At 44.9% G+C, this 21,859-nt stretch carries 24 protein-coding genes; 15 read left to right on the plus strand and 9 right to left on the minus strand.

Going from position 1 to position 21,859, the window contains the following annotated elements; genetic code table 11:
* Window positions 1-5: 5 nt before the first annotated feature.
* Complete coding sequence (locus VF412_RS01065; protein WP_331337337.1) at window positions 6-389, plus strand: hypothetical protein; 384 nt, start codon at window positions 6-8, stop codon at window positions 387-389.
* A gap of 76 nt (window positions 390-465) precedes the next feature.
* On the opposite strand, the gene VF412_RS01070 is transcribed toward VF412_RS01065, so the two are convergent.
* Window positions 466-1,875: a hypothetical protein gene (locus VF412_RS01070; protein ID WP_331337338.1), complete on the minus strand. Its 1,410-nt coding sequence runs from the start codon at window positions 1,873-1,875 to the stop codon at window positions 466-468.
* Between the two features lie 312 nt (window positions 1,876-2,187).
* Here VF412_RS01070 and VF412_RS01075 point away from each other — a divergent pair, with 312 nt between their 5' ends.
* Window positions 2,188-3,372, plus strand: coding sequence for a KamA family radical SAM protein (locus VF412_RS01075; protein ID WP_331337339.1), 1,185 nt, complete (start codon window positions 2,188-2,190; stop codon window positions 3,370-3,372).
* Between the two features lie 472 nt (window positions 3,373-3,844).
* Here VF412_RS01075 and VF412_RS01080 read toward each other — a convergent pair whose 3' ends face one another.
* Both VF412_RS01080 and VF412_RS01085 read right to left on the minus strand, forming a co-directional pair.
* Complete coding sequence (locus VF412_RS01080; protein WP_331337340.1) at window positions 3,845-4,321, minus strand: hypothetical protein; 477 nt, start codon at window positions 4,319-4,321, stop codon at window positions 3,845-3,847.
* Between the two features lie 129 nt (window positions 4,322-4,450).
* Window positions 4,451-5,065: a hypothetical protein gene (locus tag VF412_RS01085; RefSeq protein ID WP_331337341.1), complete on the minus strand. Its 615-nt coding sequence runs from the start codon at window positions 5,063-5,065 to the stop codon at window positions 4,451-4,453.
* 181 nt (window positions 5,066-5,246) lie between these two features.
* On the opposite strand from VF412_RS01085, the gene VF412_RS01090 reads away from it, so the two are divergent.
* Window positions 5,247-6,515 carry a C1 family peptidase gene (locus VF412_RS01090; RefSeq protein ID WP_331337342.1) on the plus strand — a complete coding sequence of 423 codons (1,269 nt, stop codon included), beginning with the start codon at window positions 5,247-5,249 and terminating at the stop codon, window positions 6,513-6,515.
* A gap of 1 nt (window position 6,516) precedes the next feature.
* Here VF412_RS01090 and VF412_RS01095 read toward each other — a convergent pair whose 3' ends face one another.
* A complete protein-coding gene (locus tag VF412_RS01095; protein ID WP_331337343.1) occupies window positions 6,517-8,814 on the minus strand; it encodes an ATP-dependent helicase in 2,298 nt (765 codons plus the stop codon).
* Between the two features lie 206 nt (window positions 8,815-9,020).
* On the opposite strand from VF412_RS01095, the gene VF412_RS01100 reads away from it, so the two are divergent.
* Both VF412_RS01100 and VF412_RS01105 read left to right on the plus strand, forming a co-directional pair.
* Window positions 9,021-10,379 (plus strand): hypothetical protein, encoded by a 1,359-nt coding sequence (locus VF412_RS01100; RefSeq protein WP_331337344.1) that lies wholly within the window; start codon window positions 9,021-9,023, stop codon window positions 10,377-10,379.
* Window positions 10,380-10,382: 3 nt separating this feature from the next.
* Window positions 10,383-10,985, plus strand: a complete 603-nt coding sequence (locus VF412_RS01105) for a hypothetical protein (protein WP_331337345.1) — start codon at window positions 10,383-10,385, stop codon at window positions 10,983-10,985.
* Between the two features lie 34 nt (window positions 10,986-11,019).
* Here VF412_RS01105 and VF412_RS01110 read toward each other — a convergent pair whose 3' ends face one another.
* The gene (locus VF412_RS01110) at window positions 11,020-11,829 is read right to left on the minus strand and encodes an SPOR domain-containing protein (protein WP_331337346.1); all 810 of its coding nucleotides are present in this window, start codon (window positions 11,827-11,829) and stop codon (window positions 11,020-11,022) included.
* Window positions 11,830-11,962: 133 nt separating this feature from the next.
* Between VF412_RS01110 and VF412_RS01115 the strand changes: the two genes are divergently transcribed.
* A complete protein-coding gene (locus VF412_RS01115) occupies window positions 11,963-12,802 on the plus strand; it encodes an inositol monophosphatase family protein (RefSeq protein WP_331337347.1) in 840 nt (279 codons plus the stop codon).
* A gap of 100 nt (window positions 12,803-12,902) precedes the next feature.
* Here the strand turns inward: VF412_RS01115 and VF412_RS01120 are convergent, their stop codons facing one another.
* The 3 genes from VF412_RS01120 to VF412_RS01130 are packed head-to-tail and all read right to left on the minus strand — an operon-like array spanning window position 12,903 to window position 14,621.
* On the minus strand, window positions 12,903-13,823 hold the full coding sequence (locus VF412_RS01120; protein WP_331337348.1) for a phosphatidate cytidylyltransferase: 921 nt from the start codon (window positions 13,821-13,823) through the stop codon (window positions 12,903-12,905).
* A complete protein-coding gene (locus tag VF412_RS01125) occupies window positions 13,820-14,467 on the minus strand; it encodes a CDP-alcohol phosphatidyltransferase family protein (protein ID WP_331337349.1) in 648 nt (215 codons plus the stop codon). Before VF412_RS01125 ends, VF412_RS01120 begins: the two co-directional genes overlap by 4 nt.
* Entirely contained in the window at window positions 14,454-14,621 is a 168-nt protein-coding gene (locus VF412_RS01130; RefSeq protein WP_331337350.1) for a hypothetical protein, read from the minus strand. The genes VF412_RS01125 and VF412_RS01130 overlap by 14 nt, the downstream gene beginning before the upstream one ends.
* 278 nt (window positions 14,622-14,899) lie before the next feature.
* Between VF412_RS01130 and VF412_RS01135 the strand changes: the two genes are divergently transcribed.
* Together VF412_RS01135 and VF412_RS01140 are read left to right on the plus strand one after the other, a co-directional pair.
* Window positions 14,900-15,691: a hypothetical protein gene (locus VF412_RS01135; protein ID WP_331337351.1), complete on the plus strand. Its 792-nt coding sequence runs from the start codon at window positions 14,900-14,902 to the stop codon at window positions 15,689-15,691.
* Window positions 15,692-15,818: 127 nt separating this feature from the next.
* On the plus strand, window positions 15,819-16,679 hold the full coding sequence (locus VF412_RS01140; RefSeq protein WP_331337352.1) for an SDR family oxidoreductase: 861 nt from the start codon (window positions 15,819-15,821) through the stop codon (window positions 16,677-16,679).
* A gap of 36 nt (window positions 16,680-16,715) precedes the next feature.
* Here VF412_RS01140 and VF412_RS01145 read toward each other — a convergent pair whose 3' ends face one another.
* Complete coding sequence (locus VF412_RS01145; RefSeq protein WP_331337353.1) at window positions 16,716-17,015, minus strand: hypothetical protein; 300 nt, start codon at window positions 17,013-17,015, stop codon at window positions 16,716-16,718.
* A gap of 332 nt (window positions 17,016-17,347) precedes the next feature.
* On the opposite strand from VF412_RS01145, the gene VF412_RS01150 reads away from it, so the two are divergent.
* The 7 genes from VF412_RS01150 to fliR are packed head-to-tail and all read left to right on the plus strand — an operon-like array spanning window position 17,348 to window position 21,849.
* Window positions 17,348-17,890: a flagellar basal body-associated FliL family protein gene (locus tag VF412_RS01150; RefSeq protein ID WP_331337354.1), complete on the plus strand. Its 543-nt coding sequence runs from the start codon at window positions 17,348-17,350 to the stop codon at window positions 17,888-17,890.
* A 9-nt stretch (window positions 17,891-17,899) separates the two neighbouring features.
* Window positions 17,900-18,910, plus strand: a complete 1,011-nt coding sequence (fliM, locus tag VF412_RS01155; protein ID WP_331337355.1) for a flagellar motor switch protein FliM — start codon at window positions 17,900-17,902, stop codon at window positions 18,908-18,910.
* Window positions 18,911-18,918: 8 nt separating this feature from the next.
* Window positions 18,919-19,293 (plus strand): flagellar motor switch protein FliN, encoded by a 375-nt coding sequence (gene fliN / locus VF412_RS01160; RefSeq protein ID WP_331337356.1) that lies wholly within the window; start codon window positions 18,919-18,921, stop codon window positions 19,291-19,293.
* A gap of 11 nt (window positions 19,294-19,304) precedes the next feature.
* A complete protein-coding gene (locus VF412_RS01165) occupies window positions 19,305-20,045 on the plus strand; it encodes a flagellar biosynthetic protein FliO (RefSeq protein ID WP_331337357.1) in 741 nt (246 codons plus the stop codon).
* Between the two features lie 50 nt (window positions 20,046-20,095).
* Complete coding sequence (gene fliP, locus VF412_RS01170) at window positions 20,096-20,788, plus strand: flagellar type III secretion system pore protein FliP (protein WP_349258989.1); 693 nt, start codon at window positions 20,096-20,098, stop codon at window positions 20,786-20,788.
* A gap of 8 nt (window positions 20,789-20,796) precedes the next feature.
* Window positions 20,797-21,069: a flagellar biosynthesis protein FliQ gene (gene fliQ / locus VF412_RS01175; RefSeq protein WP_331337359.1), complete on the plus strand. Its 273-nt coding sequence runs from the start codon at window positions 20,797-20,799 to the stop codon at window positions 21,067-21,069.
* Window positions 21,070-21,849 carry a flagellar biosynthetic protein FliR gene (gene fliR, locus VF412_RS01180; protein WP_331337360.1) on the plus strand — a complete coding sequence of 260 codons (780 nt, stop codon included), beginning with the start codon at window positions 21,070-21,072 and terminating at the stop codon, window positions 21,847-21,849. It begins immediately after the preceding gene.
* Window positions 21,850-21,859 lie beyond the last annotated feature (10 nt).

A 21,859-nucleotide genomic window follows, 5' to 3' on the forward strand; every position in this document is an offset into this window, starting at 1 on the left:
AAATCATGCAAAAAATCATTCTAGGCCTATTCGCGACATTATTCATCGGTGCTGTTGCTCACGCTGAGGCAGATGCTGATGCCAGTTGGACTCAAGTTGCCTCGTATCTTGCGACAGAACAATCGCCCTCTTATCGCGATGTCTTGATTCACAACCCCGGAACTTATTCGCAAGTGCGTGTGCAAATGGATAATGCAGGTTACATCGATCGCTTTGATATTATTTCGCATATCTTGTGGGGCTCGCAGGTTTTTGGGCTTGATGGTCACTATGATGCTGGCCAAGTGAAAACAACGGATATGGGTGCGACTCAGGTGCGCTTTATTCGTATGTACGTTCGCTCGATCAGTCCGGGTCAGCCAGTCCATGTTCGTGTGTGGATGAAATAGCTCTGCCTTCTGAAATGCAAAACGGACCCGTCGTGGGTCCGTGGAGGATCGAACATTTTCAAGGAACTTTATCAAATTACTGACGGCCTGTTGTGCGAGCTGCAGCGTTAGCCATTGGAAGAATTGTTACTCCCGTTGTTGTTACCGCGCTAGAGCACATTGATAAGTTCACTACTGCTCTTGCGTTATTGTCGTAGCAGCTGCTGCCAACCATTGTGTATTGATTAGAAGTTGCTGTTGGAGCCGTTGTTACCGTTCCGTTGTTTACGATTGCACCGTTAGGTGAAACTGCCACCGGATTTTTCACAACCACACCGCGACCCGCAGCCAAGCGAGGAGCTACTAGAGTTCCATCTGGCAATTGCACAACTGTCGCAGTATTTGGATTTACCAAAGTGCCTGGTGTCGCAGAGCCGTTCGCGCCCGGACCTGTCGTCACGATTTGACCGTTGATGTATGTGAATGTTTGCGGAGAAGCCACGATTTGTGCATAGATTTGATCCGCTGGTGTTGTGTAAGCCCAAACCACGTTGTTTAAGTCAGCATAATTGATCGCCTGTTGTTGCAAAGATGTATTTGCCCAGCCAGTTTCGATTCTTTGGAAGTTGTTCTTCGCATTGAAGATATTGCTTTGACCTGCTTGATACATTTGCATCCAATACTGAGAGGCATTTAAGTCCTTCGCATTCAAAGCTGTTTGATAATTTGTGTAGAATGTTTTTAGTGTGTTGCCGGCGTAACCGATTGAGTTCGCCAATGTTTGGCCGATTTTAGTGCGAAGCTCTTTCCAGCCAGTCACTTGAGTCAAACTGTCTTGTAAACCTGTCAATTGATCTAGTGCTGCTTGATTCGCATCTTGATCATCGCTAGCGATTTGTTTTGCCAGGAATTGTTGGACGTACTTGGCATAGAATGCTGTCACTTCTTTTTGATCAACCTTTTCATCGTCAAGAATTGAAGAGATTTCATTTACACGGCACTCAAGTGTATCCGCAGATACGTCTTTCTTCTCGTCACCGCATTTTTTCAAAACTCTATCAGTGAAAGATGGCTTTTTAGGTTTTGGTTTTACATCTGCATCCGCAGAAACAGTTGTAGATGGTTTAGCTTCAATTGGAGCAATCGTTTTTTGCTCGTCGATCTTCTTAAGAAGAGCCACATTCAATGCATCAATGTCTTTTGCATTTTTATCGAAAGCCACATTCAAAGTGTATTTATTGAAACCGCAATCTTCGCAGTAACCTTTTCCTTCAGTTACTTTTGGAACCAGAGCCAGGACTTCGTGATCACCTGTCTTAATGTATTTTACGTTCGCAACACCATTAGATGTTGTGATTTTGGATGGAATAACGTCGCCGTCTTCAGAAGCCAGTTCTAAAGATGCAACTCCACCTGTGTGACTATTGAAAGAGACATTAAAACCTAACACCAGCAGAAGTGCCGATGCCATCGCCCATTGTTTTTGGGTGTTCGTGAAAGTTTTCATAAAGTCCTCCTGTTAATAGGTCTTCCAGACCCTTTTATCTACACAGATGTAGAGCGAGAGCCGGGCCAGATCACAGGAACGAGGCCAAGGGGTTTAAACTGCTGAAATATTTAAGAGTTCTCACGTTGAGAAAAATTTTTGGCAGAGGGGAGCTTGTTAAACTTCTAGTGCCCCTCTTTGAGAAATCTAGATCGGATAAAGATTTCAATAACTTAGCAGTTTTAAAGGGCAAATGATCATAAGGTCCCAAAGCGACCGTTTTGGGCACCTTCCGGCTTGCCTCTCGAGGGGGAATTAGCGATAACTCCCTCGATGAAGTTTCATTTCCCAAAGAGTCCCAAACCAGAACACATAGCCGAAGCCGATTGGAATAATTGGACGTGGCAGCTTCGTCATTCATTGAAGACGATGGCGGACTTTGAAAAACATTTTGAATTAAACGCTGACGAGCGCGCGGCTTTCAGTGAGGGAAAAGAACTTTTCAACATTCGTACGACGCCATACTACGCAAGTCTTGCGGGTGGTCCCGGTGAATCTATTCGTCAGATTTTGATGCCTCAACGACATGAGATTGAAGAGGGCGCTCAGCAGATGCTGGACCCTTTAGGTGAACAAAAAAATAAGGCGGCACCTCGCTTGATTCACCGCTATTCAGATCGCGTTTTATTTTTGATCACTGATATTTGCAGCGTGTACTGCCGGTTCTGCACGCGCAAGCATTTCACGGGACAAGAGCAGGCCTTCATCCGCAACGAAGAATACGAACAGGCTTTGGCTTACATCAAACGTCACACGGGCATTCGTGAAGTCATCTTGTCGGGCGGAGATCCGCTGACAGTAGGAGATGCTCAGCTTGATCGCGTTCTTGGCGATCTTCGCAAAATCGATCACGTCGAAATTATTCGTGTTGGTTCACGCATGCCAGTGGTGTGCCCTATGCGTATCACTGAAGATCTGGTGAAGATTTTGAAAAAGCACAAGCCTGTTTTCTTGATGTCACATTTCAATCATCCAAACGAATTAACAGAAGAAGCTGCAAGTGCTTTGGAAATGTTAGTTGATAACGGCGTCCCTGTGATGAACCAAATGGTTCTTCTCAACGGAGTGAACAACCACGCGGCGCTTGTACAGGCATTGAATCGTCGTTTGCTTTACTTGCGTGTGAAGCCTTATTACATGTTCCAGTGCGATCCTTCGATCGGGACAGATCATCTGCGCACTTCGGTTGAAGACTCCATGGAAATTCAAAAAGAGTTGTGGGGTCACCTTTCAGGTCTTGCAATGCCAAACTTGTCTTTGGATATTCCAAATGGCGGTGGCAAAACTTATCTGGTCCCTAATTTCCAAACAGGACAAGAGGGATTGACTCGTTACTACACTGGCTGGGACGGTGTTGACGCCGAATATGTCAGTCCTGCGCCCGAGAAAATTAAAAAACCATTCGTCGGGGCTTATCAGGACGAATGGACTCATTTGAAAAATTCCAAGAAGAATTAATGCGAGGGAAGCGGTTGGGAGTGGGGTATGCCCCTTAGCTAGGCATTACGCTTCGACGGCACGCCATCCGGGCTCTGTTGTCGCCCGACTTCGTCGGGTTCGCGCCATCGTGGCGCCGACAAAGGCCGTCTTCGGTAACGCCTAGCTAAGGGGCATACCCCACTCCCAACCGCTTCTAGTGCATTCAAATGATCTTTGAAATTTAAATGAGAAGTTTTTTGATCTGCCACAGAATTTTCTTATTTGGCTTTTAAAAAAATATCGATCAAAGCGGCAACTTCGTTACTAAAGGGAAGGGGGGCTCCTCGAATCCCATCGAAGAGCGGCCTTTGCCGGCGCATGGATGCGCGAACCGCAGCAAAGCTGCGGCGGCAACTGAGTCACGACGACGTGCCGCTCGTAGCATGGGGTTCGAGGGATTCCCCCCCCTTCCCCTTTAGTGGCCAAGATCCATCGCAAGAACTGAAAAGATTTATTTAGACGAAGATGGATGGAATTGTAACGTCAAAGAAGCGTAGTCATTTTCTACACTTTGCGAGAAGCTCAACATGTCCGGAGTTGTCATGCCATTGAACTGCAGCCAGTTCGTCGCAGAAGAAAACATTTTGGTTGTATCAGCGTCACGATCGGTAACCCAATACAAAACTTCATAAGCAGTTTTATTTGCGGTTTTAGAGACATACTGTCGAAGAAGGAAATGCACCCGGAACATGCGCAACATGTTCGTGCCTTTTCCACACCAAACGTCCCAATCCCACGCATCTGGTTTGTCGTAAACATGGGCGCATTTCAAATCAATCGTGCCATCATTGGACATGTAGTTGAAAGTGACGTCGTCTTCTTTAATGTCCATGACGCGAACCTGCGAAAAACCTTTTGGTACAGAGGCAAATACAGAAGAAGAAATTGAAAGAGCTAAAACAATGGCGATGGCTTTTAATGTTGTCATATAAAAAGCCTAGCAGGCGAGAAGCAAAGTCCCTAGTGAATTTGCTTGAAAAATTCAGATGAAAGTCTTTTGAAATAAAAAAAGGCTCCTTGCGGAGCCTTTTGCTGTGATGCTTCTAAATAGATCTGATTACCAGATTACAGAGAAGTTCAACAATGCGATCTCAACACCCATGTCGATGTCGCCTTTTTTAACCAAACGAAGCTCTGGAGTGTAACTTACGTTGCTCCAAAGAGCGAAACGTTTACCAGCGCCTACGAACAAGCCCAATTTGTTTTCATAACCATCACGGCTGTCTTTCAATACAGAGTAAAGACCTACACCGGCTTTAACAAAGATTGCATTCTTTAGATCACTTTGGAAGTTGTAAGCGCCTACAGCTGCTAGATCTAGCAGAGTTTCGCTGCCACCAGTGCCAGAAACTTCTTTAGAAAGAAGGCGAAGGCGACCTTCACCACCTACTTGGAAACCATCTCTGAGATAGTGCAAGTAAGATGCGCCGATATCTAAAGTTGTACCGCTATCGCAATCTTTACAAACTTTTTCAGAAGAGAACAAACCGTTCGTCATCATTGTTTCGAATTCGTTTTCGTTATTGCCACCAGCAAGGAATGAGTTTTCAGAAGCATAACTTCTTTCCGCTGGAGCAGCTTTGGCTACGTATGTGTTTGAAGATTTGGTTTTTGCATTTGCTACGGATACAGACAACACCACAGCAGCTAAAGATACGATCAACTTGTTCATCAGTGACTCCTTTGTTTTGACTCCAAAATTCTTTATGGTTCCAAAGGTCTAGTCAATCTCTTAGCGGTGCATTTATGGAGCATTTCTTTTCAGTAATTTTGCTTATCAAGCAGAATAGGTCGAGTGCGGCCTGTTCTTGGTCGAATCTGTCATATATTCTAAAAAAATGCGTCTTATGTTTATGTTTTCAGCAATTTTGTTCGTTGTCAGTGCTCGGGCGGCTTCGACTGTATCGCCATGTGTGATGGCTCCTTCCGATTTTGTTTCTAATTTAGAGAAGAGTGATGGTGGGGCTCGAAATGCCTTGTGGCAAATGATTCGTGACTGCCCTCAAAAAGTAAATGACCTGGGCAATACATCAGTAGATCGCCTGTTTATCAGAGGTCAATTGGTGGACTGGCGGAAAGACATTGTCACAATGATTAAATCCGATTTTAAAGACCGTCGACTTGATGGCGAAGAAAAAGACTTTGAAGGATTAACAAAAATTCTTGGGCCCAGTCGACAAGATGAAAACATTCGAGGTCTTTTAAGACAATCCCAAGATGACAGTGCTCGAAAGAAACAATGTACCAAAAAAGACAACCGCGATGACTCTTTAGGTCCGATTCGCAATCAAGGTGAAGTGGGGTGGTGTTACGCCTTTACTGCGGCCGATCTTATTTCACATAAACTGAAGAAAAGAATTTCTGCATTAGATATTGCCTATCATTTTAATCAAAAAGATCTTGGGACCTTGAGTGCCAAGCTTAAAGCACGGATGAATTCGGGCAATATTACCGGGAAAAATAATTTCGCTCTAGAGACGACCAGTGAGGGTGGGCTCACGTCCCCCGCTATTCATTATGAGGCAGAAAAAGGCGCTTGCTTAGAGGCGGATCTTCCCTCGGACGACACCGATATGAGCAACTTGAAAACGTCATTGGACGATTTGCAGCGATTGAAATATCAGATGCAGAAAGATTCGGGAATGTGTCAGTTTGGAAATTATCGTCAGAGCTTCGCAAGATTTCCGGCCTTATCTATTCCTCAGATTTTGCAGACCGCTTACGATAGCGATTACAGTGATATGATGGTCAAGCTTGCTGATAAGAACTGCAGTGGGAAGCGCATTTCAATGAAGGGCATCGAGACTGCTGACGTCCTTGTCAGTGACGATAAAACCAGGGCCGATGCCTTTGCGACAATTGATAAAGCATTAGATCATCAATCCATTGCTGGCATTGGTTACTATGCGGATGTCTTGGGAAGTGATGCTTCTGGTTCACATGCATCTTCTATCGTAGGCCGTCGATACAATTCAAAGACACAACAATGCGAATATCTGATACGCAATAGCTGGGGTGATGAATTCGATGAATCATCACCGATGGAAAATGAAGATGGATATTATTGGGTGCCAAAGACGAATTTAGCACCTATGCTGTCTGACGTGACTGTGATTAAATAGTTTAAACGCGCTCTAAGCGAGCGTATTTCACAACAAACTTTTTCACGGTATTATCTGTAAACATCACGCTGACTTTCAAGTTGTCGCCGGCACCTTCTGTTGCGTAAACAGTTCCCACACCAAATGTAGGATGGCGAACACGCATGCCTTTTGAATAACCGCCATTACCACCGCCAGAGCTAAATACGTCGTCGTCATCAGGGAATGACTGCGCGTCGAAGTCATCAGCAGCGCGTGGCTTGTTGCGACCCGAGCTAGAGTTGCTCCAGCGGGACTCATAGTGGTCATTAGGGCCAGCGCTGTCGCCATAACGAGACAAGAATCTTGGCGCTTCAGCCGCAGCGGACTTGAAGGACAATAGCTCTTGTGGAATTTCTTTAATAAATCGCGACGGAGGATTGAATTGCTCTTGTCCCCACACGCGACGCATTTTTGTATACGTCAGCCATAATTTTTGACGAGCTCGAGTCATGCCAACGTAAGCAAGACGGCGTTCCTCTTCAAGATCTGTCTCGCTTTCGCTTTCTGAGGCGCGACCGCTTGGGAAAAGATTTTCCTCAACACCGACGACGAATACGTACGGAAATTCCAGACCCTTAGAGATATGCAACGTCATCAATGTCACAGAGTTTTGCTCTTGATCTAAAGAGTCCACGTCGCTCACTAAAGCCATCTCTTCAAGGAAGCTTGTGAGAGTGGCCTCTTCGCCACGCTCTTTTGCAAATTGAGCGATGGCGTTGTCGAGTTCTTCTAAGTTTTCGATGCGAGCTTGTGCTTCTGGAGATTCATCTTTCTTTAAAGACAAGAGATATTCCGTACGATCCAAAACGATGTGATAGAAGTCAGTCAATTTGAATGAAGTTGCATTCGCTTGCAGCTCGTCCATCATATCCAGGAAACGTCGGATTTTGCCTGATGTGCCAGCGTTGAAAAGACGTTCTTCAACGGCTTTTTGCGCACCGATGTACATCGTAAGACCTCTTTGCGCAGAATACTCTTCGATTTTATCGATTGTCGTTTTACCAATGCCACGAGCTGGAACGTTGATAATGCGTTTCAAGGCGATATCGTCAGCAGGATTGATTGCAAGTTTCATGAAAGACAAGATGTCTTTGATCTCCATACGTTCATAGAAGCGAACGCCGCCGACAAGGCGATACGGAATCGCCAATGTACGAAGTTGTTCTTCCAGAACGCGGGATTGCGCATTGGTACGGTAAAAAACAGCGTAATCATTGTAAGAGCCTTCGCCCTCGTTGATCATGGTTTGAATGGTCTTTGCAACAAACTTCGCTTCATCATATTCATTACGCTCTTCGCGAACGTTAATAAGGTCGCCAGCAGAATTCGACGTGAAAAGAGTTTTATCTTTTCTTTGCGAGTTGTTTTTGATGACGGCCGTAGCGGCATTTACGATGTTCGCGGTCGAGCGATAGTTCTCTTCAAGCTTTACAACTTTGGCTTCGGGAAAGTCTTTTTCGAAGTCTAAGATATTTTTGATGTCGGCTCCACGCCAGCTGTAGATCGATTGATCTTCGTCACCAACCACGCACAAATTGCGGTGAGCTTTCGCAAGCATTTGCACAAGAAGATACTGAATGTGGTTGGTATCTTGATACTCGTCCACCATGATGTATTGGAATTTTTCTTGATACATTTTCAAGACATCCGGATACATGCGGAAGAGTTCGTAGGTTTTCATCAATAAGTCGTCGAAGTCCAAGCAGTTTGCGCGTTTCATTTCAACTTCATAAGCTTTGTACACTTCGACAGTTTTTTGATCCATCAAACGTTTCGAGCTTTTTTCGAATGCTTCTGGAGTCAGCCCCAGCATCTTGGCATTGCTAATACGCGATTGGAAATTCTTTGCGGGATACATTTTGTCGTTGATATCCAACGCGGCCATGACCTTTTTGATTTGGCTGAGCTGATCTGAAGAATCGTAGATATTAAAGAACGGCTTATAATCCAACAAGGTGATATGGGCACGAAGCACGCGCACACAGAAACTATGGAATGTATTGATCCAAAGTTGTTCCCGAATCACTACGCCCATGTCGGCCAAGATTTTGTAAATCCTGTGCTCCATTTCTTTGGCAGCCTTATTGGTGAAGGTCACGCAGAGGATGCCATCCGGAGCTGCGGCCCCTTGGCCAATAATGTTCGCCATACGATGGGTTAAAACGCGGGTTTTTCCAGAGCCGGCGCCTGCGAGAATCAATAGGGGCCCTTGCAGGGTCTCAATGGCGTCTTTTTGCGGCGGGTTCATGTTTTTCGTAACAAATTCAAGTACATCCATTGTATTTCCTTGCGCCTGTGATTGGCCCTGAAATGGGCCTTTCTATGAAGCCACTGTCGAAACTTTAGCGGACTAGACAAAGTTTGCTAAGACCCAGTTTTCGCTGAAGTTTTGATTGTGATTTTGCCTTGGCTCGACTACAAATATAACGCGTTTTGTCAGAAGCCTGGCGGGCCCTCCCGTTTATAGTGCTTAGAGAGGATTTTGTGAAGCACCTTTTCGAACAAACTCTCCGTCGAATCACAGCGGCGATTGCTGTTGTAGCAGCTCTGACGGCCTGCTCGTCGAATCCTGACTCAGCCAATGTTTCTGGCGACGTTAAAGTTCTTGCACCGATGAATGATGACAAGGCGGCGTCCCATTATTCACTGCAATTTATCGAGCTTCTTGGTCTTAACAATTTGCAGGAAGTTTCCGGCAAATTCGTTCATTTCTTTTTCAGCCCACGTATCGTGAACAACCACTTAGACGGAGTTGCTCCGAAAGGTCGCTTCATTCGTAATACCAATGGCAACTATGTTCCGGCGAATGATCTGTCCCAACAAATGACCGTGATCTATGCTCATATGCAACGTTTGGCGCAAATGGATGTCGATCTGGGCGCTGAAGGCATCAATCAATGGCCCCGTGATGTCGGCGTTGGAGTTCGTGTCACCGGAGGCATGGACAACAACGCATTTTATGATGGCAAAACAGACTCGATGTTGTTCGTTCCCTATACGCAGGCGGATCTTCCAATTGCGGTGAATGGTGGCATTCTTGCTCACGAACATTTTCATTCACTGTTTTATAAAATTGTACTTAAGGGCTTGGCAGAAGACGCAACTGTTCATGATCGCGAATTCTTCCTAAAAAATGCCGGCATTGAGGAGATCGACACCAAAGATGATTCAAAAAGCGGCGAAACAAAAACAGAGCCTAAAGAAAGCAATCGAATTGTCGACATGACACGTCCACAATTGATAGCGACTGATGACGACATCCATGCTGCTTATCAAAAGACTCTTCTTCGTGGCATCAATGAAGGAATGGCGGATTTCTGGGGCTGGGTTTACACCGGCAATCCGGACTTCATCGCATCGTCTTTACCTTCAGAAAAGTCAGCGCGCTCTTTAAGTGTTTCGGGAACTCGCGGCCTGGACTGGTTGCCGACAGAGCTGTCAGTAAAACGTTCTGTGAGCACTTATATGACTTACGATTTGAACCAAACTCAATATTTGACGGGCTATGCTTACACGGTGGGGACTCAATATTCTCGAGTAATGAAGGGCTTTGCGGATTTGATCGCAAGCAATCGAGGGCTGGATTCCCTGACGGCACGTCGGCAAGTAGCAAAGTGGTTGCTGGCGTCGCTGGCGACATTGCGCTCTGATGTTGAGAAGAGCTCTGATGGCAGCTACTATAATCCAGGAAATTTTGTTCAAGGCTTTGTTGGCGCAATTCCTGATCTTCAAGAAAAGGAATGCAATTACTGGATGGCTGTGATGAACAATTCCATTTCAAGTTCCGACAAGAAACAAACTTGTAAACAAGACGGTTCTTGGAAACTTGTTCCTGCGGAGTAAATCATGAAATCCATCTTTGTATTGTGCAGCCTGTTTGTTTCCCTTTCTGCATTCGCACAAGAAACACGAATGCCAATGCCTCAGCCGGAAGAACCACCTCCTCTTTTGCAACTTTATCCAGTTGGCCAAGACATTCGTGTCGAGCGAGGTGCTTCACAAGACTATGGAGCTCGTAATTTCTGGAATTTTTCGTTTGCTTACAAAACACCTATTGTTTCCGGATTAGTTGAGTACGGGCAGTTCGAGGATCAGTCAGGCAATACGACGTCGAGCATCGATCGCACTCATCAAGAGATGATGATATGGGGACGCTGGCACTTTTTAAGAGGTACAGGCACATCATTTCATTGGTCTTTGTATGGTGGCCTTGGTGTTGGAGCTTATAAAGAACAAGTGAAGACAACAGTACTGGGGGACTCTCACACGGACGACACCGGAACAAGAATCATGTCGGGTGTCAGTGTCGGAGCAGAGGCGTCTTATTACTTTACCAAAGATTTTGCAGTTGTGGGTGCTTTAGAAGGGCGCGGTCTTTTCGCCGGAGATTTTGATCCGAACCCCACTGGCAGTGGGGTCCTTAGAATCGGTATCGAGTTACCTTTATGAGTGAGTTTTAAAGGTCAGCTGACAGAGTTAGGAATTACTCTGTGATTTTTTGAACGATGGCAGAGTTTACTTTTGCTTTGCTCAAAAGTTCTGCTCTGTAAGAGGCAGCTTCTTTTGGCGTAGCAAATTGTCCAACGCTTACGCGGAACCAAGTCTTACCTTTTACATTCGCGGGTACATAGAATGCGCTATAGCCTTTGGTTTTCAAATCAGAAGCCAATTTCTGAGCTTCACCTTCATCGGCATAAGAAGCAACTTGTACAGTGAATTTGCCAACAGTGTAACCAGCAACATCTTTAGGAAGTGATGATGGGACGCGGGCTTCATGAGTCGCTGTTGCTTTATGTTCAGCGACAGCAGGAGTTTTACCAGAAGCGATCTCTTTTGCTACAGCAGAAGGCTCTTCGTGTTTCGCCGTGATTTGAGCTTTTTCGCCGTGATTTTCTTCGTGCGCAGGAGCGGCTTTTTCATTTTTAGCTTCAGTCTTTGCAGTTTCAGCAGCGCCATGGCCCTCTTCGTTTTTCACTTCAGTGCCGTGTTCACCCTCTTTGCCGCCTTCAGTGGCAGGAGTCGTTTCGTCAGCTACGAATTCTTCCGCAAGTTTAGCGATCTCTGCATCAGTCATTGCGCCGGTTTTTTTCTCGCCAGTCGCAGCAGTGCCTTCTTCATTATTTACTGAAGCCACTTCGCGCTCTGCTTTTTCACCTTTTTGAGGTTCCAATTGAGACAATTGATGTTGGTTGTCACTATACTTTTTGCCTACGAATGTTCCGATCGAGAACGAGAGCAAAGAAATAAAGAAAACTAATACTAGTTTTACGACAACATCTGTCTTTGAAGCCATTTTTTGAATCCTCATAAGGTTAAACTCGCTTGAATGCTTAAGTTTCGGGCCCTTCCTTTGGCCTTAGATCCATGTTAGCGTTAACACGCATTCTTGGTCAATCATCTGGACGGCTAATCCCTTGGAGGAAAGCGTGGAAAACAGCGTAAAATCAATGAATTGGGAGCAGGTCTTAGGTACAGCTATCAAGGCTGTGAGCCTTGGCAGAGAAGTCCTTCTCAATTATTTCGGCAACTTAGAGCACGTCGAAGAAAAAATCCAAGCCGGTTTGGTCAGCGAGGCCGACAAAGAATCAGAACGAGTCATTGCAGAGCATCTCAAGAAAAATTTTCCCGCGATAGAGTTCCTTGGCGAAGAATCCGCTTATATCTCTGGGGCTAAAGTCCAGACTCCTGCGGGCCCGCAAGGTCGTTGGATTTTGGATCCTTTGGATGGAACAACAAACTACGTTCATCGTTTTCCAATCTTTTGCATAAGTCTCGGCCTGGAAGTGAACGGGCAAATGCAGTTGGCCGTCATCGATGTGCCAATGTTGAAAGAAACTTATACGGCAATTCGTGGAAAAGGAGCTTACGTAAATGGACGCCCTCTGCGTATCAGTAAAGAAGCCGAATTGAAAAGTGCTTTGCTGGCAACGGGTTTCGTGGCCGAACATGAAAACGTGATTTCTGAGCAATTGAAAGTCTTTGAAAATATCGTGCGTAAGTGTCGCGGTGTTCGTCGTCCCGGAGCGGCCGCATACGATCTTGCACAAGTTGCTCGTGGTGTCTTCGATGGCTATTGGGAACGCAACATTCAACCGTGGGATGCCGCTGCGGGAATTCTGCTTGTCGAAGAAGCGGGTGGCATTGTTCAAACATATCGTGGAGACAAGTACACTCCGTACAAAAATTCAATCGTTGCTGGAAACCCTGCGATTGTTAAGGAATTGCAGAGAGAACTTGCGCCGTTTCTACACAAGGAAACCAACTAGAGAAGAATCAATAAACACGCCGAATAAGTTTATAGAAAAAGAAAAACCCAGCTATCAGTGCAGATGCTGGGTTTTCTTTTTGTTCGTTGAAAAAATATGATTACATAAATTTGATGGCATAGAAGAATACGATTGCCGTCAAAGCCAACGAGTCTACTCGGTCCAAAAGACCACCGTGGCCGGGGATTGAATTACCAAGATCTTTAATATTTAAGTCACGTTTGATAGCAGAGAAAGTGATGTCGCCAAAGAACCCGGTAGTAGCAATCAAGAAGCCAAGGATCATTGATTGTGTGCCGGTCATGCCAATAAAGCCATTCAAAGCATAAGACAATGCCGTTGTTGAAACGACTCCGCCGATAAAGCCTTCCATCGTTTTCTTCGGAGAAATCTCTGGGCAGATTTTATGTTTGCCAAAAAGCTTTCCCCAAGTGAATTGAAAAACGTCATTGATTTCGGTCGCAAGGAACAAGAATAGAATCAAATGATATTTTTGATCCTGATTGGCAAGTTTCAATGGATGCGAATAAAGCAAAGCGATATGCGAGAAGCTGAACACGGTCATCATCAATGACCAGTGAATAACACCCATGGCTCTGCTGATATTCTGTGTGGCCCCTGAGGCCACGCTGCGAAGACTTAGAAGTAAGAACATCAAAACCGGAATGAACGTCAAAAATAAAGAGTATTGGTCAAAGTAAGCCAACGCATATTGTATTGGAATTGAGATGTAACAGATTCTTAGAACTTTTTGATGTTCTGCTCCCAACTCATATTTAGAAATGATTTCGCAAAAAGCAAAAATAGAAAGAACCATCAAGCTGATAGTAGCCACGATATCGTTCATGAACAAACAGATAGATGCCACAGTGATCATCGCCCACCAAGATAGAGTGCGTTCGATCAATTCAGAAATTAATTTGCCTGGTCCTTTAATCCAACGAACAAGGGCAAAGACTGAAGTGAGCACCGTCAGCAGGGAGTAGATCGAAATGAGCGCAGTCGATAATGATGAGTTCATTTTGTCTCCTTAAGGAATTGAGCGAGGTCTGTCAGACGGCGAATAACAGTTACTATCAGGCCAGCCAGCATAATCCAAAGACCAATATAAATTGCATCACATTTCACAAATGCTTCAATCAGAGCCACCGCAGTGAGCGAAGCCATGCGATGTTGTTTTGCCATGGGCCCTAAGAAACGGTGACCGTGTCCCAGAGAAGCACCCAATGTACGAATATAAGCAGTCATCGTAGCCAAGAAAATATTTGCCCACGCAAGGCTCATGCCCTGATCGTGGCTTTGGCAATAAAGACCTGCTCCTAAGATGATGATTGCATCAGCAATCCGGTCTGGAACTTCATTGTAGAGATCGCCGGTTGCCGTTTTCTTTTTAAATTCAATGGCAACCATTCCATCCATCATATTGCACAGGAGGCGCAACTGAATTCCCGCAGCAGCGAGAATTAAAATCAAAGAGTTTTGCGAGCTATGAGCCATTGCAAACGCTGACAGTGCTGCAATAGAAAAAACAACACTGAAAGTAGAAATGATGTTCGGGCTGATATTGGCAGAAGCTAGAGTGCGAGCGAAGCTCCGCGCCCATGCTTTTTGGCGTGTCTTTAACTCTCGACGTGATTCTAATGCATGGGCATTAGAGGATTCCATGAAGTGCCTCTGTCGGGTCAAAGCATCCGGCATCAGAAAGCCTTCTGTGCTGTTCGGTCATAAGCTTTGTAAGAAGGCTATTGCGCAAAGCCTTGGCTACGACCCAAGCAACTACAATAGGAATCAATGCCAAAATCACCAGTTTTGAGACCATTTTATAAATCCTCTGTTAATTCAGAGGGATTTAAAGCAAAAGCTCAGCCATTCACCAAAATATAGGGGAACTGTTTAAATGATTTGGAGGGTTGTTTTGAGGAACAGAGCTGTCTAGGATTTCGACAGCGGACAATGCAGGGCTGTTTCTTGCGATATTGAAATCTTAGAGGAATTGAGATTCAAAATCGCGAATTGTTTTCATCTAAAAAGGTCTTTTCTTGGCTTTTACTATTGGCCCCTATATGGTGCCGATCATCAAAACCTTAGGAGAACTCAATGAAAGCGCTAATGAAAAAATCCGTTCCGTTCGTGTTTGTTCTTTCCTCTGTAGCTGTTGCTGCAGGTGTTATCACTAAAGAAGCGGTAAATGCGAAAGTGGGCGCCCTTGCCTCCGCTTACAACAACGACACTACAAACATTCAAATTGTTTTCACGGATCTGAATGTTGATTCCATTCGCGCCCTTGATTTCGGCGTGAAAGGCTCTGTTTATAAAAAAGGAACTCAAAATACTTTGAATTTGAAATTAGAAGGTCTTCAATACCACTATGGCAATGGCGAAAATCCAGTTTTGACTGGTAAGTTGACGGGACAATTGGACCTGGTGACAGCATTCGGTCAGTCCTTCTTAAACTCTGCTGGCGCTGATTTTGAAGATCTAGTGAAAAACTCTGCAGCGAATTTTGGGCAAAGTTATGGTGATGCTTTGACTGTGCAAGCAAAGCTTCTTGATTTGACAAAGGACGAAGCCGGTAATGTTGTATCTGCAAAGGTTGCGGTTCAAGGCGTGGTAGACTTCAGCAAGTTGCCAGCGACGATGAAAATTGAAGATGTTGAGTTCAAATCTTTTCAGCTTGAAATGTCTATCAATCGCTCGGGCGTTGCTGGCGCTTTGAAAACTATATTGAATCCCCAAAATAAAAGCTTCAGCGAAGATCAACCAGGCATGAAGGAAGCGATCGAGAAATTGTTGAACGATGACTCTCAAGCTTACGCTCAGATCAATGGCATTATGCAATGGTTAAATCAAGTTGCTGAAGAGTTGGTAAATCAAAAGGCTCAACAGTAATTTCGAATATATATCTGAGTGGGAAGATGTCTTCCACCGAAAAAAGGCTGCTTTAGGGCGGCCTTTTTTATTTCTAAATCCCCTGAACCTTTGCTAGCGTTGAAGTACCAGCAATCAAGGATAGGGTATGAAGCATATTTTAATCACGGGCGCCTCCACGGGAATCGGTCGCGCTTTAGCGGAAAGTTTTTTGAAGCGTGGCGATTTTGTGTGGGCCGGGGTTAGAAATCCCGAAGTTCTGTCTTCTTTGAAATCTCAGTTCCCTCAGACTTTGGAAGTTCTAAAGCTAGATGTCGCATTAGCTGATGAGGTCACTCGAGCATTGCAAGTCGTTCAGGCCACGAGGCCGCAAGATTTTATTCTCATCAATAATGCGGGGATTGCCTTAGGCGGTCCCGTCGAGGCCGTTGATTTGAACGAGTGGCGAAAACTTTTTGAGGTGAATGTCTTTGGATTGCTTGCAATGACTCAAACATTTTTGCCATTGTTGCGTCAGGTGAAGGGCCGAGTGATTAATATCGGATCTATCAGTGGGCGCATGTCCAGTCCGTTTCTTGCGCCATACACAAGCTCAAAACATGCGGTTCGTGCAATTTCAGATTCATTACGCAGAGAAATGCGCTCTTTGGGTGTGAAAGTTGTTTTGATCGAACCTAGTCCCATTCGTACAGAGATTTGGGATAAGTCGATTCAGCACAGTCGGGAACTTGAGGCGAAGATGACACCAGAGTTGCAAGCAGTTTATAGTGAAGCGATGGCAAGTCTTGTCGGAGCCGTGGAAGATGTCGCGAAAAATGCAGTTCCCGTTTCACACGTTATTGAGGCCGTGGAAAATGCTGTGGATCTAGAAAATCCCTATCCGTATTATCTTGTGGGTAAGAACATTCACTTGCAGGCTCTGCTTGCGCGCCTATTACCTGTGCGTGCGATGGATGCAATTTTCGCTAAGGGATTTAGATTCCAAAATACAACGAAGAGGTCACCGTAACCTCTTCGTTGTATTTTGGCGAATGTAAGATTGAATCTAGTGAGTGAATTTGCTTTTGAAGGCGTCGTATTTAGATTCCACTTTATCGCCAAATTTTGCCATCCAACTTTTTGCAGTGTCATCGTCAATATGAAGAGTCGACATAACCGCGTGAACTTTTTGAGTGGCTTCCTCTTTAGAAATGCCGGTTCTTTCGCAGATTAAGTTGATGAGATCGTCGGGGCTTTTCATCGCCATTTTGATATCATCTTCGGACAAATTCAAATTGGTGAATTGGCTTTTCAACGCATTGGAAATTTCACCGACTTTCCCTTGGAAAACTGATTGAGTGTCCATGTTTCCTCCTTCTCGACTTAAATCGAGGTTGACCAAATCACTTCCACCTTAAGGGCACTCTCTTTGCAACCTTTCGTCAAATTGTGCGAGGTCTTAGTTTCAAACAGCACAGTCAGTGTTGCGGGAATTCTGACGCCAAAACTTTGACTGATGTCATAGAATTTTTGGATGGAAACATTTTCCCCCAAGGCAAAAATTGCCTGAAATCAAATATGTTGCAAGTCACCTATCTCGACTAGACCAGTGGCCTGTTGGCATTACCGTTGCTTAAGATTCCTACGAGACAAGTGTGTTTACTTCAGAGGATCTGAAGTGACGAAGCCAACCGGAGGATGAGAGTGGCAGAAGAAAAAGCGGCAGCGGCGGAAGCAGCCCCGGCGCCAAGTGGTGGATCAGGACAAAAGCCTATACTTCTTATTGCATTAGCAGTGATCAATATGCTCATCGTCGCAGGCGTTGGCTTCATGCTTTATAAAGGCAAACAAAAAGAAGCTGCAGAACCTAAAATCGAAAACGTCATTAAAGGTGAAGCGGAAGCTCAACATAAAGAAGCCACTGAAGAAAAAGAAGTGGTGGGTAAGGTTGTGCCTCTTGAAACTTTCTTGGTGAATCTAGCGGGCTCTAAAGGCCGTAAAGTCGCGAAAGTTAACATGGAGTTAGAGCTTAAAGGTGATCATGCCGCAGAAGAGATCGACAAGCGCAAAGCTCAAATCCGTGACATCATCATTATTATTCTTTCAAGCAAGACTTATGAAGAAGTCTCTTCGCGTGAGGGAAAAGACAATCTTAGAACTGAAATTAAAGACACAATCAACTCTTTCTTGGTTCAAGGAAAGATCTCGAACGTGTTCTTCACAGAGTTTATTTATAACTAAGGCAGGCCTATGAATCAGGTACTCTCGCAAAGCGAAGTGGATGCTCTGTTAGCCGCGGTCTCTGATGGGGATGTCGCGTCGTCAGACTCTCCTAAAGCGGAAGCGGCGGCTTCTGGTGGTGCGAAAGCTCCGGACGATCGTAAGATTGTTTCCTACGACTTGACCAGCCAGGACCGTATCATCCGTGGTCGTCTTCCTCAGTTGGAAGTTATCTACGAGAAATTCATGCGTGCGTTCCGCGTTTCTTTGTCATCAGCGCTTCGCAAGATCGCTTCGATCACTTTGACAGGAACTGAGTTTTTGAAATTCGGGGAGTTCATTAATACTCTTCCAATGCCAACTTGCATGAGCGTTCTGCGTTTTGGTAACTTGCGTGGTTCGGCCCTCTTCGTTATTGAAAGCAAATTGGCATATGCCTTGGTCGATAGCTTCTTCGGTGGGGCAGATCGCCCTTATACGAAAATTGATGGTAAGGACTTTACGCCGATCGAGTTGCAAATCGTGCAAAAGGTTGTAGGACTCGCGATCAACGATATGGAGGCTGCATGGGCTTCTATCGAGAAAATTGGTTGCTCGTTTGTTCGTACCGAGGTGAATCCACAGTTCGTAGGTATTGTTCCTCCGACAGATGTGGTTATCGCTTCTACTTTCGACGTTGAACTTGAAAACGCGTCCGGGACTATTTCAATCGTAATTCCGTATGCGACAATTGAACCTATCAAGCAAAAACTTTCTACGGGTTTCCAAGTGGAATCCGATCAAACAGATAAAAGACTTTGGACATCCATCATTCAAGAACAACTTCTTGAAACTGACATGGAGATCAAAGTGAACCTTGGCGAAACAGAAATCAAATTGCGCGATTTGATGAATCTGAAAGTCGGCGACGTCATTCCTCTGGATCAAGATGCATCCGGCGAATTCGATGTTGAAGTTGAAGGTACTAAGAAATTTAAAGGTTATTACGGAATTCATCACGGTACTGTGGCAGTTCAAGTGACTCGCCCAGTGACTAAGTAGGGGGAAAGATGTCTGGAGATAAATTGGACGATTTGGCTGATCAGTTAGTGGCAGAAGCGGCGGGAATGGCTGCGGATTCCACTCCTAAAAAAGCTGAAGCTGCAAGTGGCGGCGGTCAAAAAGATAGAAATTTGAATTTAATTCTCGATATTCCACTGCGTGTAACGGTTGAATTGGGCCGTACAAAAATGCCGGTCAGTGAATTACTCAATTTGACCCAAGGAAGTGTCATAGAGTTAAGCAAGCTTGCGGGCGAGCCCATGGAAGTATACGTGAATGACAAATTGATCGCTCGCGGTGAGGCCGTAGTTATCAATGAAAAATTCGGTGTGCGTTTGACGGATGTTATCTCTCCTGCTGAGCGTGTAGAACAACTTAGATAAGAGGTTTTAAGATGCGTTGGTTGTTGCCTTTACTTTTTATTATCTCTGTAACTGCTCAAGCTGAAGAAGTAGCCCCTGCTTCTGACGTGAAAGCAAAAGATGCGGTTGTTGCTTCGGCGACGGATGCTGGCAGTGCCGTAGCGTCGATTGACGCAAAGGCCGGAGCCGCTTCTGCCGACGATAAGCCAAAGATAGATAATCGTAAAGAATCCGAGATTCCATTGAACTTGGAAGGAAATAAAAAGGCAGCAGCTGAAGGCGGAGGTATGTTCCGCATTCTTCTTACCTTGTCTATGTTGGGCGTAGTGGGAACAGGCGCTTTCATCTTTCTTAAGAAATATTCAGTTCCAAAAGAAAAGAAACACCAGACGCAAATCAAAGTTTTGCAGCAACATTTTCTGGGTCCCAAAAAGAGTTTGGCGATTGTAAGAGTCGCTGGTGAATCGATTTTGATAGGCATTACAGATCAGAATATCTCTATGATCAAATCATTGTCTTTGCTAGACGATGAAGTTCCTGAAGAGGCGCCAAAAAGCTTCGGCAATGTTTTGGGCGGCCTAGGTATCGGCAAAAGTGCAGCATCTTCTTCTAAATTCTCTGCGGGTTTCGAAGAAAATTCTGTGGATGAAGAACAAGCTGAAGAAGCTCCTCGCAAACGTTCGTCAAAAGAGCTTGATAGCGATGAAGAGTTCGCTATTAGTGGTATCAAAGATATCGTTTCTAAACGTCTTAAAGGAATGAGGTCGTTCTAGTGAAACGCTGGGCTTTGCTTCTATTCCCAATTATTTTCCTTCTCGGAGCCATGGCACATGCGCAAGTGACATTGCCGACTGTGAACTTGGGCTTCAAAACAACTGATAATCCAAATGAAGTTGTGAATGCAGTAAAATTGATCTTGATCATGACGGTGCTGACTTTGGCACCAGCCATTTTGATCATGATGACGGGTTTCACTCGTATCATCATCGTGTTGTCTTTCCTAAGACAAGCGATGGGCGTTCAACAAATGCCACCGAATCAACTTCTCGTGGGTTTGTCTTTGTTTCTAACTTTCTTTGTGATGCAACCGGCGTTCAATGAAATGAATACGAAGGGCATTCAGCCTTATATTGCAGGTAAGATTTCACAAGATGTAGCGATCGAAAATACGCTAGCACCGCTGCGTAAATTTATGTTCGCGCAAACTCGTGATTCTGACTTGGCGCTGTTCATTAAGCTTTCTAAAATTGATAAACCGAAAACTCGCGCGGAAGTTCCAACAATGGTTTTAGTTCCGTCTTTTGTGGTTTCGGAATTGAAAACAGCCTTCCAGATCGGCTTCATCATCTTCCTTCCGTTCCTAGTGATCGACATCGTTGCAGCCAGTGTATTGATGGCGATGGGTATGATGATGCTTCCGCCAGTGGTGATTTCGTTGCCGTTTAAAATCATGCTTTTCGTACTTGTAGATGGATGGGGATTGCTCATCGGTTCTATGGTGAAAAGTTTCGGGTGAGGTAAAAGATGACAGAAGAATTGATCATTAAATTAGGACAAGATGCTCTTAGAACGACTGCGATGTTGTCTGCTCCTCTCTTGGTGAGCACGCTGGTAGTTGGTTTAGCAGTAAGTATTTTCCAGGCGTTGACTCAGATCAACGAGGCGACTTTGACGTTCATTCCGAAAATGATTGTAGTTGCTGTTGTGTTCGTCCTGGCAGGACCGTGGATGATGGACGTGATGAGTACATACACGACGACTCTTTTCGATAACATCGCTGTGATGGTAAGGGAATAGATGCTTAACTGGAGTGCGATGACCGAAGCTCAGATATTGCTTTTTGCGCTAGTTCTTCTGCGCATGATTGCATTTATCGTTTCATCTGCATTCTTTGGCGCTAACGCCGTTCAGGTTCATGTTAAGATCCTTCTTTCAATCACCTTGAGTATGGTGCTTTACCCGGTGGTTCGCATTGGGCACGTGGACTATCTCACAATTTCAAATGAAATCATTGGCTTAGCAATTCGCGAGCTGATCGTGGGATTAGCCTTGGGTTTTTTAACCCGCTTGTTCTTCTTTGTTGTCACAATGGTGGGGGATTTGGTTTCCATGAGCGTGGGCTTGAGTGCTTCGCAGATGTACAATCCGATGATGGGTTCAAATGGAAACGTTCTGGATACGTTTTACTCCACTCTTGGTACTTTGATCTTTTTGTCGATCAACGGTCACCACATGTTGATCAATGCAATCGCACAAAGCTATCAACTTGTTCCTGTGAGTTCTCTTTCTTTGAATGTAGGTCCTTTTGCAGAGGTGGCGATGTTTGGTCAGACCGCTCTGCTTTTAACTATCAAGATGTGTGCTCCAGTGATCGTCACCATCTTGTTGGTTAACTTGGCCATGGGTATTCTGGGTCGCGCTGTGCCCCAGATCAACGTCTTGGTCACAAGTATGCCAGTCACAATCATGATTGGTATGACAGTTGTATTTATTGGCCTTCCTTTGATGGGAATGGAAATGAATGGGCTTGTGGAAATCACAGCTGACAACCTTTTCAAGGTTATGAAACACTTGTGAGGCGAGGCCT

Source organism: Bdellovibrio sp., from assembly GCF_036384735.1.
Taxonomy (GTDB): Bacteria; Bdellovibrionota; Bdellovibrionia; order Bdellovibrionales; family Bdellovibrionaceae; genus Bdellovibrio.